Below are 11,271 nucleotides of genomic sequence, written 5' to 3'. Positions count from 1 at the left end.
CTCCCCGGCTCCCGCGGGCCCTGGCCGTTCGGGCGCGCTCCTCAGGGCGCGTGCCCGATCTGGCGGAGGAAGGGGGCGGGGTCCTGGTTCTGGAGGCGCACCTCCAGCACGATGTCCACCGTGTCGCCGACCATGCGGCCTCCCCAGGGCACCGGCCCGCCGTCGCCCACGCCGAAGTCCGAGAGGCGGATCCGGGTCGTGGCGGAGAAGAAGTGGCCGTGGGTGTCCTCGGGGGAGGCGTAGTCGGGGGCCTCGCCCACCCACTGGGCGTCCAGCACGGTGGGCACGGACGTGCCGTGGATGGTCAGGTCGCCGTGCAGGCGGAAGGCGTGGGGGTTGCGTCCGCCCGGTTCCAGCCCGGTGGAGGCGAAGCGCAGCTCGGGGTGGTGGTCCACGTCCAGGAAGTCGGGGGAGCGCAGGTGGGCGTCGCGCGCGCCCACGCCGGTGTTGACGCTGGCGGCGTCGAGGACGACCTCCACCGCGGACCGTTCGGGCTCCTCGGCGACGGCGACGCGGCCCCAGGCCTGGCCGAACGTGCCCTGGACCCGTCCGAAGCGCAGGTAGTGGGCGACGAAGATCAGGCTGGAGTGCAGGGGATCGAGGTACCAGGTGCCGGGTCCGGGACCGACCTGCGCGGAGGCGGTTGTCATTACCGATTTCTCCCTTTTGTCTTATCTGGGGCTTTTGTCCACATACTTTAGGTCTGACGCCCCGACGGAGAACGGAGTTCCGGCCCGGCCGGAGGCGAGATCTTCGACTCGGTGGCCGCGCACGTGTTGGAACCGCCTCTGACGAGGCGATTCGTGCCGTGTGAGATCTCCCGGAGGGTCCTGGGCGGCCGGAACCGGTCAGCCGTGCGTTTCCGGGTGGACACGGCACGCGAAGGACCGCGCGCCCACGGGCGCCGGCGCGCACACGAAGGAGGCCGGGGCGCTGCCGCCCCGGCCTCCTCCCACACACGCGTCCGGTGGACCCGCGCGGGCTCCGCTACATGTGCTCGGGAGCCTCCACGCCCAGCAGGTCCAGACCCTGGACCAGGACCCGGAACGCCACCGCGACCAGCGCCAGGCGCGACTCGCGCTCGGCCTCGTTCGGAGCGGTCAGCACCGGGCAGTGCTCGTAGAAGGCCGTCAGGGACTGCGCCAGCTCGAACAGGTACGTGGACAGCCGGTGCGGCTGGAGCAGGTCGCCGACCTGCGCCACCACCGCGCCGAACTCCAGCAGCTTGAGCGCCAGGTCGCGCTCGGCGCCCTCGGAGACGCTGATGTCCCCCCTGGCCTGCGACAGCTCCAGGCCGCCCTTGCGGAAGATGGACCGGATCCGGGCCTGGGCGTACTGCAGGTACGGGCCGGTGTTGCCGGTCAGGGCCAGCATCCGGTCGAAGTCGAAGGTGTACTCGGTGTCGTGCGCGACCGACAGGTCGGCGTACTTGACCGCGCCGATGCCCACCTGGCGGGCGATCTCGGCCTGGCCCTCGGCGTCCAGATCGGGGCGGTTCTGCGCGACCACCGCGGCGGCGCGCTCGATCGCCTCGTCCAGCAGCGCCATGAGGCGCACCGGGGCGCCGCTGCGGGTGCGCAGGATCTTGCCGTCGCTGCCCAGCACGTTGCCGATCTGCACGTGGACGGTCTCCACGCCCTCCGGCAGCCATCCGGCCTCGCGGGCGGTGGCCCACACCATCTTGAAGTGCATGGCCTGCGGTGCGCCGACCACGTACAGGATGCGGTCGGCCTTGAGGTCGTCCACGCGGTGGCGGACGGTGGCCAGGTCGGTGGTGGCGTAGCCGTAGCCGCCGTCGCTCTTGCGCACGATCAGCGGGACGGGCTTGTCCTCGCGGCCGGTGAAGCCCTCCAGGAACACGCACAGGGCACCGTCGCTGATCTCGGCGATGCCCTTGGCCTCCAGCTCCTCGCACACGTCGGCGAGCGCGGCGTTGTAGCTGCTCTCCCCGGCCAGGTCCTCGTCGGTGAGGGTCACGCCGAGCTTGGCGTACACCTTGTTGAAGTAGACCTTGGAGAGGCCGACGAGCTTGCGCCACAGGCGCAGCGTCTCCTCGTCGCCGCTCTGGAGGGAGACCACGCGGCGGCGGGCGCGCGCGGCGAAGTCGTCGGGGCCGGGGCCCGACGAGTCGAACTTGGTCCGGGCCGCCTGGTAGAAGGCGTTGGGGTCGGTGGTGACCAGGTCCGCCTCGGGGGAGTCCTCGCCCACCTCCAGCAGGTGCTCGATGAGCATGCCGAAGGGGGTGCCCCAGTCGCCGATGTGGTTCTGGCGGATGACGTTGTGGCCCAGGAACTCCAGGGTGCGCGCGAGCGCGTCGCCGACCACGGTGGTGCGCAGGTGCCCGACGTGCATCTCCTTGGCCACGTTGGGCGCGGAGTAGTCCAGCGGGATGTTCTGGCGCTCCTGCTCGGGGACGCCCAGCCGCGGGTCGTCCAGGAGCCGGCGGGTCTGCCCGGCGATCCAGTCCTCGCGCAGCGTCAGGTTGATGAAGCCCGGCCCGCTGACCTCGACGTCGCGGCAGACGTCGGCCACGTCCAGGTGCTCCATGATCGCCGCGGACACCTCACGCGGCTTTCGGCCCAGTCGCTTGGCGAGCGCGAGCGCGGCGTTCGCCTGGTAGTCGGCGAACTGGGACGGGCGGATGACGGGGTCGGTGTCGGCGAACTCGGGGCCGAAGGCGGCGCCGAGGGCGGACTGGACCCGTCGCGAGAGTACTTCCTGCGGGTCGGCCATGCCCCAAGCGTACCGACCGGAGCCGCCCCTCCCGGCCCGTACGGGTCGGAGCGGGCGGTTGTCCACAGGCCCCCGGAAGGGCTGGGCGCGGTGCGTCGGCCGGAAATAACCTGGATACAAGGGGGTCCCCAGGCGCCGTCCGCTTCGCGCTGCCCGCCTACCGGCGCCCCGTCCCGGGCCGCCGTCAGCGCTCCTCGGGCTTCCCCTCGCCCTGTCAGCGCTCCTCGGTCTGCTCCGCGCCCCGCTGCCCCGGCGCCTCGGACTGGGCCAGGCGGTGCAGCCAGTTCGGCGGGCGGCTGTGCACCCGGCGGCGGATCTGCTCCCCGATGCGGCCGCCCGCCAGGTCGTTGGCCAGCTGGCAGGCGCGGGCCACGCCCTTGGCCCGGCTGTCGCCGTGCGCGATCACCACGGTCCCGTTCAGGCCCAGCAGCGCGGCGCCGCCGTAGGTCTCGCTGTCCAGCCGCTCGCGCAGGCTCCGCAGCGCCCTGCGCTGCAACAGCGCGCCCGCCTTGGCCGCGGTCGAGGAGGTCAGCGCCGCGTGCACGGCCTCCATCGCGAACGCGGCCGTGCCCTCCACCGACTTCAGCGCCACGTTGCCGGTGTGGCCGTCGGTCACCACCACGTCCACCTTGCGCGCGAGCAGGTCGTGGCCCTCGATGTTGCCCCGGAAGTCCATCGCCGGGGGCCCCTCCGCGGTGGCCGCCAGCAGCTCCGTCGCCCGGCGCACCAGCTTGTTGCCCTTGCCCGGCTCCGAGCCGATGGTGAGCACGCCCACCCTGGGCCTGCGCACCCCGAACGCGGTCTGGGCGTACGCGCAGCCCAGGTGCGCGAACTGCACCAGCATCTCGGGCTTGGCGTCGGCGTTGGCCCCGGCGTCCACCATGATCGTGGGCGTCTCGCCGGTGGGAAGGGTCACAGCCAGCGCCGGGCGCAGCACCCCGGGCTGGGTGCGCAGCCGCACGGTGGAGGTGGCCACGATCCCGCCGGTGGAACCGGCCGAGACCAGGGCGTCGGCGTCGCCCCGGCGGATCAGGCGGCAGGAGACGGCCGCGCTGGAGCGGGGCCGCCGCCAGCTGGCCAGGGCGCCCTCGTGCATGGCCAGGTTGTCCTCGGCGTGCACGATGGGGATGTCGCGCAGCGCGCCCTCCTCGGCGAGCAGCGCGGCGATCTCGCTGCGCCGCCCCACCAGCAGGACGCGCAGGCCGAGTTCGCGGACGGCCAGCACGGCCCCCCGCACGATCTCGGCGGGCGCGTTGTCGCCGCCCATCGCGTCCACGGCGATGATCGGCGGGGAGGAGCGCCGCGCGACGGAGGCCTCCGCGTCGGGTGTACCAGTCAACTGTTCCCTCACGGGTGTGGTGGGCGGACGCGGTGACACGGTATCGGGTCGCGCCGTGGCGGCGCCGTCGGGCACTTTCGTCTACTCATGCGAGGATACTTCCCGTATGTCCAGGTCAGGACTGGACTTCCCGCATGATGGATAAAAGTCCCCAAACGGGGTATATCCGCTCGCTGCCCCGGGGTGTGATCACCCTCCGGCGGCACGCGACAACCACATCGAACACCTTCCCGGTGGTCCGCCGGTGCGCACGCGCACCGGAACCGCCGGCTCAGGGCTGCCCGCACCAACCCGCCGGGCACCCTGCTCACCCGCAGAGAGGAGAGGCGTGAGCGTTACGCCAGACGTGGCAACTTCCCCGTCCGCCGGACGTCGGTTTCGTGCCTACACCACGAAACACCTCGACGAGCTCACCACGCGAGCCGGGCTCGCCGCCGACGAGCGGCTCGCGGTGCAGGCGGTGGCCACCGTGCTGCCGTTCCGGGTCAACAGCTACGTCGTCGACGAGCTGATCGACTGGGACGCGGCTCCCGACGATCCGATCTACCGCCTGGTCTTCCCGCAGGCGGACATGCTGCCCCAGGACGACGTGTCCCGGATCGCCGACCTGCTGCGCTCTGGCGCCCAGCGCAAGGAGCTGAACGAGGCCGCCAACCAGATCCGCGCACGCCTGAACCCGCACCCCGCGGGCCAGATGGACCTCAACGTGCCCAAGCTGGCCAACGAGGAGCCCATCCCCGGCGTCCAGCACAAGTACAAGGAGACCGTGCTCTTCTTCCCCAAGCAGGGGCAGACCTGTCACGCGTACTGCACGTACTGCTTCCGCTGGGCCCAGTTCGTCGGCGACGCCGACCTGAAGTTCGCCTCCAGCGAGATCGACCAGCTCGTCGACTACGTCCGCTCGCACCCCGAGGTCACCAGCGTCCTGTTCACCGGCGGCGACCCGATGATCATGGGCGAGGGGGTCATCTCCAAGTACATCGAGCCGCTGCTGGAGATCGAGCACCTGGAGGCCATCCGCATCGGCACGAAGGCGCTGGCCTACTGGCCGCAGCGCTTCGTCACCGACCCGGACGCCGACGACACCCTGCGCCTGTTCGAGAAGGTCGTGGCCTCGGGCAAGAACCTCGCGTTCATGGCCCACTTCTCCCACCCCAACGAGATGCGGCCCGAGCTGGCCCAGGAGGCGGTGCGCCGCATCCGCGCGACCGGCGCCGTCATCCGCACGCAGGCGCCGCTGATCCGCACGATCAACGACGACTCCGCCGTGTGGGAGAGCATGTGGCGCACCCACCTGCGGCACGGCATGGTCCCGTACTACATGTTCGTCGAGCGTGACACGGGTCCGCAGGACTACTTCGCGGTGCCGCTGGCGGAGGCCTACGAGATCTTCCGCGGCGCCTACAAGAGCGTCTCGGGACTGGCCCGCACGGTGCGCGGCCCGTCGATGTCGGCGACCCCGGGCAAGGTCTGCGTGGACGGCGTCACCGAGGTGGCGGGCCAGAAGGTCTTCGTCCTGCACTTCATCCAGGCGCGCGACCCCGAACTGGTCGGCAGGCCCTTCTTCGCCGAGTACGACGAGAAGGCCGCGTGGCTGTTCGACCTCAAGCCCGCCCTGGGCGCGACCCACCTGCCGTGGGAGCAGTCCCCGGTCGGCGCTCCCGGCGGCCTGGTCGACCCCACCCGCCTGTAGCCACGAACCGGCGCCGCGCGTCCCCGGCCCCGGGGCCGGGGGAGGGGCGGACGGCGGTCCCGTCCCAGGGGAATTGGAGCGTCCCTGGGGCGGGTCCCGTCCGCCGCGCGCAACCCCGGACACGAAGACGGAGCCCGGCACCGCGGTGGTGCCGGGCTCCGCTCGCGTCCGCGTCGTGGACGGAGTGCGGGCCGCCGGACGGGTTCGGGTGGTCGCGGCGGCCCTCGACGCGGACCCTTTCCGGGATGGTCTGAGGGGCGGGGGAGTCGGGTCAGCTCAGGAGGGCGTCGAAGTCTCCGGTCTTGGCGCCGCGCACGAAGGCCTCGATCTCGGCGGGGGTGTAGACGAGCGCCGGTCCCTGGGGGTCGCGCGAGTTGCGCACGGCGATGTCCCCGTCCGGCAGCGCCGCGACCTCGACGCAGTTCCCGTCCGGGTTGCTCCAGCTGCTCTTGGTCCAGACGACCTTCGGCAGACGGCTGGCGGGAACGCCGTTGTAGATCGGATGCATCTCAACCTCCTGGAACGTGGGGGACGCGTGAGCGGGGTGTGTCCACACGCGGCGGTCCAGTCCGCCGCGCCCGTTGTGTCGAACCCCCGGTCCCCACCGGGAAGACGACCCCCGGGCATGGGTGGCCCTGTCCCCCGTTGGGCTGTTTCATCCCCGGTGCGAGCCAAAGCGTAGCTTATGCACGTGCATTCGTACTTACGGCGGTAAGTACTTATGCAAGCGCGTCGGGCGGTTCGGAGACAGAACCGCACGTCACGCCTAACGCGTCGGGGGAAGCGGGGGGTTCGGCCCGCGCGGATCGTTGTCCGGTCGTGGCCGAAGGCGACCATCGGGGGACCGGTTTCGTGTGCGCAAAGCGAACGCCCGGGCGCGGAGGGCGACCAGGCGTGGGGCGGCGGTGGGAGCGACCGGTGGGGCGGGGAGGCTTCCGGGGCGGGGATCCGGTGGTGCGATCCGGGGGCGGGGGAGGGGCGTCCCGAGGCGGGCACCCCGGTCAGGGGCTCGGGAACCGGTGGGCGTGGGCGGGGGTCAGGAGTAGCGCTCCAGGAAGCCGCGGAGGATCTCCTCCGTGGCGGAGGGCGGCGGCGCCTGGGTGGCGAGGTGGTCCATCGTCTGCGCGTAGCGGTGGGTGTCGTCGTACTTGTCGAAGTACAGGGCGCTGCTCAGCTGCTCCAGGTAGACCACGTCGGGCAGCTGGGGGGTGGGGAAGCGCAGGATGCTGAAGGGGCCGCCCGCGGCGGGGTGGCCGCCCATGGCGAAGGTGGCGATCTGGAGGGTGATGTTGGGGCGGCGGGCCATCTCGATCAGGTGCTCGATCTGCCCGCGCATCACCCGGGTGTCGCCGTAGGGGCGGTGCAGCACGGCCTCGTCGATGACCGCCCACAGTCTGGGCGCGTCCGGTTCGACGAATCTGCGCTGGCGGCGCATGCGCATCTGCACACGACTGTCCACGTCATCGTCGGACGTGGCGGTCCGGGACAGGCGGATGACCGAGCGCGCGTAGTCCTCGCTCTGGAGCAGGCCCGGAACGAACTGCACCTCGAAGGTGCGGATGATCGACGCGGCCTCCTCCAGGCCGACGTAGACGCCGAACCAGTTCGGCAGCACGTCGCCGTACTTGTGCCACCAGCCCTGGGCGTTGGCGCTGGAGACCAGCCCGAGGAGGGCCTCGCGCTGGTCCGCCCGGTCCACGCCGTAGAGCTTGAGCAGGTCGTCCACGTCGCGGCGCTTGAAGCTGACCTGGCCCAGCTCCATGCGGCTGATCTTGGCGTGGGAGGCGCGGATGGCGTACCCGGCGTCGTGCCGCGAAATCCCCTTTTCCTGCCGCAGCCGCCTCAGCTGCGTTCCCAGGAGAATGCGCAGCACGGTGGGGCCACCGCTGGAATTGGCCAGGAAATCCTGGGTGACCTGTAGATTCTGTGCCTCTTCGGCGACCACATCGCCTCCTGTGCAACGACTGTAACGGCTTTGGTGCGGGCGACCGCTCAGTATACCCACGGGGTTCCGTTACGGACAGGGGAGGACATGGATTGGGCTGGGGCCTATGAGCCCCTTACGGGCCTGAAGTAAACACGGATGCCTGTCTGTGAATTCTGCGCAAGGGATCTACCAATAAGGGTGCTTCGTCCTATACGCTAGCCCGGACGTTGAGCTGCACGTGCATCTGTGTCTTACAGATGTAAGCCACGATGGCCCCGCGGACGGGTCAACCGACAGCGCACTCGTGAGGACCGTGATGAACGCAGAGCTGGTGTCCTCGGAGACCGACTCCGAGCCCTCCTGGAGCCGCCCCTCTCTCGCGGAGGCCTCCCAGGCACTCCTGGGCGGCTGGTGGGACGACCCACTGGGCCGTCTCTCGGTCGGGGAGCGCGCGCGGACGAGGGACGCGGCTGCGGGCGCGTTCGCGGCCTCGCCGGAGTCGGTGCGCCGGGCGCGCGAGTTCGCCTCCGGGGCCCTGGAGGGATGGGGGTTCCGTGAGGAGCTGGAGGACGTCCGGCTGATCGTCTCCGAACTCGTGGGCAACGCCTGCCGCCACGCCCTCCCCGAGCGCGGTGTCCCGCACGGCCGCGTCGTGGTCCAGCTGCGCCGCCTCGACGGCGGCCGGGGCGGAGTGGTGTGCATGGTCGCCGATTCCAGCGTGAAAGCCCCGGTCAGAGTGGACGCCCACCATTTCGCGGAGTCGGGTCGGGGTCTCGGTCTCGTCTCCGCTTTCAGCCGGGAATGGGGCTGGGAACCGGTGCGTAACCGCGGAAAAATCGTGTGGGCGATATGCGGTGGTGAGGGCTGACGCGCGCCTGTGAGGCGACGCCGGAAAAGGACTCCGGGGCTGTGGACGGCACCGGACGGGCCGTCCGGGAAGAGTAGGCTGTCAACGCATGTCGGCATTTGGCCGACCGCGTCCTGAGCAGAGTTCCCTACACCCGATCCCGGAGCGAGGCGTGACCGTGCTGGACACGGAACAGGACCAGTTCGTCTGTGACGGGATCACCGTCGTCGAGCTGGGCGGCGAGATCGACATCGCCACCGCCGAGGAGGCGTTCACCCGGATCACGGCCGCCGCCGCCGACGGCTGCGTGGTGGTGGACCTGTCCGCGGTGGAGTTCATCGACGCCTCGGGCGTCAACGCCCTCGTGCGGGCCCTGCGCTTCGCCACGGGGGCCCGGCACCACCTTCTCCTGGCCTGCCCCCCGCGCCAGCTGACCCGCATCCTCGACGTCCTGGCGCTGGGCGCGGTCCTGCCGACCCACCCCGACGTCTCCGCCGCCCGCTCCGCCCACGACGGGTCGGGGCACGGCGCACCGCGCTGACGGGAGCGTTCCCACGAGGGGGAGCGGACCCGCCCCGTACGCAGCCCGCTCCGCACACGGGCCGACCCCGGACACGCCGGTCCCCGGGTACGAAGGAGGACGCGCCCGGCGCCGCGCGCCGGACACGCCCCCTTCCTGCGGTCCCGCTACTACTCGACCGTCACGCTCTTGGCCAGGTTGCGCGGCTGGTCCACGTCGTTGCCCTTGGCCAGGGCCAGCTCGCAGGCGAACACCTGCATGGGGATCGTGGACACCAGCGGCTGGAGCAGGGTCGGCACGGCCGGGATGGGGATGAGCACGTCCGCGTACGGGCGGACCACCTCGTCGCCCTCCTCGGCGATGACGATGGTGCGGGCGCCGCGGGCGCGCACCTCCTGGATGTTGGACACGATCTTGTCGTGCAGCACGCTGCGGCCCTCGGGGGAGGGCACCACCACGACGACCGGCACACCGTCCTCGATCAGCGCGATCGACCCGTGCTTGAGCTCACCGGCGGCGAACGCCTCGGCGTGCATGTACGCCAGCTCCTTGAGCTTGAGCGCGCCCTCCATCGCCACGGGGTAGCCCACGTGGCGGCCCAGGAACAGCACCGTGTCCGCGTCGGCCAGCGACCGGGCCAGCTCGCGGACCGGCTCGGCCGTCTCCAGGACCCGCTCGATCTGCTCGGGCATGGTGGCCAGCTGGGCGATCACGGCGTTGATCTCGTCGCCGAACTTCAGCCCGCGCACCTGCGCCAGGTACAGGCCGATCAGGTAGCAGGCGGCCAGCTGGGTGAGGAAGGTCTTGGTGGCGGCGACGCCGACCTCGGGGCCCGCGTGCGTGTACAGCACGCCGTCGGACTCGCGCGGGATGGTGGACCCGTTGACGTTGCAGATGGCCAGCACCCGGGCGCGCTGCTCGCGGGCGTAGCGGACCGCCATCAGGGTGTCCATGCTCTCGCCGGACTGGGAGATGGCGATGACCAGGGTCTGCTGGTCCAGGATCGGGTCCCGGTAGCGGAACTCGCTGGCCACCTCGACCTCGCACGGGATGCGGCACCAGTGCTCGATGGCGTACTTGGCGATCAGGCCCGCGTGGTAGGAGGTGCCGCAGGCGATGATGACGATCTTCTCGACCGAGCGCAGGTCCTCGGGGGACAGGCGCATCTCGTCCAGGGTGAGCTGGCCGTCGACCGTCACGCGGCCCAGGAGGGTGTCGGCCACCGCGCGCGGCTGCTCGACGATCTCCTTGAGCATGAAGTAGTCGTAACCGCCCTTCTCGGCGGCGGAGGCGTCCCAGTCCACGTGGTACTCGCGCACGTCGACGGGGTTGCCGTCGTAGTCGGTCACCGTGATCGAGTCCGCGCGCAGCTCCACGACCTGGTCCTGGCCCAGCTCGACCGCCTCGCGGGTGTGGGCGATGAACGCCGCCACGTCGCTGGCCAGGAAGTTCTCGCCCTCGCCGCGGCCGACGACCAGCGGGGAGTTGCGGCGGGCCGCCACGACCAGGTCGGGGTCGTCCACGGAGACGGCCACGAGGGTGAACGCGCCCTCCAGGCGCTTGCACACCGCGCGCATGGCCGAGGGCAGCTCGCCGGTCCGGGCCAGCTCGGCGTTGAGCAGGTGCGCGGCGACCTCGGTGTCGGTCTCGGAGAGGAACTTGCAGCCCTGCTCCTCCAGCTCCAGGCGCAGCGCGGCGAAGTTCTCGATGATGCCGTTGTGGACGATGGCGACGCGGTTGTCGTTGTCCACGTGGGGGTGGGCGTTGACGTCGTTCGGCGCGCCGTGCGTGGCCCAGCGCGTGTGTCCGATCCCGGCGCCGTCGCCGCTGACGGGCCGCTCCTCCAGCGCCCGGCGCAGGTTCGCGAGCTTGCCCGCGCGCTTCTCGGTGCGCAGAGCGCCGTCGCCCAGCACAGCCACACCCGCGGAGTCATATCCGCGGTACTCCAACCTTGCGAGGCCGTCCACGACGACTTCAAGCGCCGGTTGCGGCCCGACGTAGCCAACGATTCCGCACATGGCCGCCAGCGTAAGCGAAGAAGCCGGTCGAATCGACCAACCAGGCATCCATACCACTGGTCGTTTTCCCAGGTAGCGGTATAGACCATTTGGTGTGTGGGGAGTAGACCGCGCAGGTCGGGGGCATGGGGAGGCAACGAGTGGAACCGATTCCACCCCCAGGGAAGGAGAAGCAAAATTTTGGGGGTGCGTGT

Annotated in this window: 9 protein-coding genes; 3 read left to right on the top strand and 6 right to left on the bottom strand. The window is 71.1% G+C overall.

Annotated elements, in window-relative coordinates; translation table 11 throughout:
* Window positions 1–41 precede the first annotated feature (41 nt).
* The 3 genes from NDAS_RS20550 to plsX form a co-directional block, all read right to left on the bottom strand.
* Entirely contained in the window at window positions 42–650 is a 609-nt protein-coding gene (locus NDAS_RS20550) for a YceI family protein (RefSeq protein WP_013155159.1), read from the bottom strand.
* Window positions 651–987: 337 nt separating this feature from the next.
* Window positions 988–2,733 (bottom strand): arginine--tRNA ligase, encoded by a 1,746-nt coding sequence (argS, locus tag NDAS_RS20545; protein ID WP_013155158.1) that lies wholly within the window; start codon window positions 2,731–2,733, stop codon window positions 988–990.
* Window positions 2,734–2,947: 214 nt separating this feature from the next.
* Entirely contained in the window at window positions 2,948–4,072 is a 1,125-nt protein-coding gene (gene plsX, locus NDAS_RS20540) for a phosphate acyltransferase PlsX (RefSeq protein WP_013155157.1), read from the bottom strand.
* Window positions 4,073–4,418: 346 nt separating this feature from the next.
* Between plsX and NDAS_RS20535 the strand changes: the two genes are divergently transcribed.
* Window positions 4,419–5,765: a KamA family radical SAM protein gene (locus tag NDAS_RS20535; RefSeq protein ID WP_081461763.1), complete on the top strand. Its 1,347-nt coding sequence runs from the start codon at window positions 4,419–4,421 to the stop codon at window positions 5,763–5,765.
* Between the two features lie 271 nt (window positions 5,766–6,036).
* Here NDAS_RS20535 and NDAS_RS20530 read toward each other — a convergent pair whose 3' ends face one another.
* Window positions 6,037–6,273 (bottom strand): DUF397 domain-containing protein, encoded by a 237-nt coding sequence (locus tag NDAS_RS20530; protein ID WP_013155155.1) that lies wholly within the window; start codon window positions 6,271–6,273, stop codon window positions 6,037–6,039.
* A gap of 528 nt (window positions 6,274–6,801) precedes the next feature.
* A complete protein-coding gene (locus tag NDAS_RS20525) occupies window positions 6,802–7,710 on the bottom strand; it encodes a helix-turn-helix domain-containing protein (protein WP_013155154.1) in 909 nt (302 codons plus the stop codon).
* 298 nt (window positions 7,711–8,008) lie between these two features.
* On the opposite strand from NDAS_RS20525, the gene NDAS_RS20520 reads away from it, so the two are divergent.
* Both NDAS_RS20520 and NDAS_RS20515 read left to right on the top strand, forming a co-directional pair.
* Entirely contained in the window at window positions 8,009–8,560 is a 552-nt protein-coding gene (locus NDAS_RS20520) for an ATP-binding protein (RefSeq protein ID WP_013155153.1), read from the top strand.
* A 151-nt stretch (window positions 8,561–8,711) separates the two neighbouring features.
* Window positions 8,712–9,080, top strand: a complete 369-nt coding sequence (locus tag NDAS_RS20515; RefSeq protein WP_013155152.1) for an STAS domain-containing protein — start codon at window positions 8,712–8,714, stop codon at window positions 9,078–9,080.
* A 149-nt stretch (window positions 9,081–9,229) separates the two neighbouring features.
* Here the strand turns inward: NDAS_RS20515 and glmS are convergent, their stop codons facing one another.
* Entirely contained in the window at window positions 9,230–11,077 is a 1,848-nt protein-coding gene (glmS, locus tag NDAS_RS20510) for a glutamine--fructose-6-phosphate transaminase (isomerizing) (RefSeq protein WP_013155151.1), read from the bottom strand.
* Window positions 11,078–11,271 lie beyond the last annotated feature (194 nt).

The organism is Nocardiopsis dassonvillei subsp. dassonvillei DSM 43111 (assembly GCF_000092985.1).
Classification (GTDB): Bacteria; Actinomycetota; Actinomycetes; order Streptosporangiales; family Streptosporangiaceae; genus Nocardiopsis; species Nocardiopsis dassonvillei.
Note: the sequence above shows the minus strand (reverse complement) of the source record. Positions and strands in the feature narration are given on the sequence as shown.

Coding starts and splice junctions, on each gene's coding strand:
- NDAS_RS20550 (WP_013155159.1), bottom strand. CDS start 650: ATGACAACCGCCTCCGCGCAGGTCGGTCCCGGACCCGGCACCTGGTAC.
- argS (WP_013155158.1), bottom strand. CDS start 2,733: ATGGCCGACCCGCAGGAAGTACTCTCGCGACGGGTCCAGTCCGCCCTC.
- NDAS_RS20530 (WP_013155155.1), bottom strand. CDS start 6,273: ATGCATCCGATCTACAACGGCGTTCCCGCCAGCCGTCTGCCGAAGGTC.
- NDAS_RS20520 (WP_013155153.1), top strand. CDS start 8,009: ATGAACGCAGAGCTGGTGTCCTCGGAGACCGACTCCGAGCCCTCCTGG.
- glmS (WP_013155151.1), bottom strand. CDS start 11,077: ATGTGCGGAATCGTTGGCTACGTCGGGCCGCAACCGGCGCTTGAAGTC.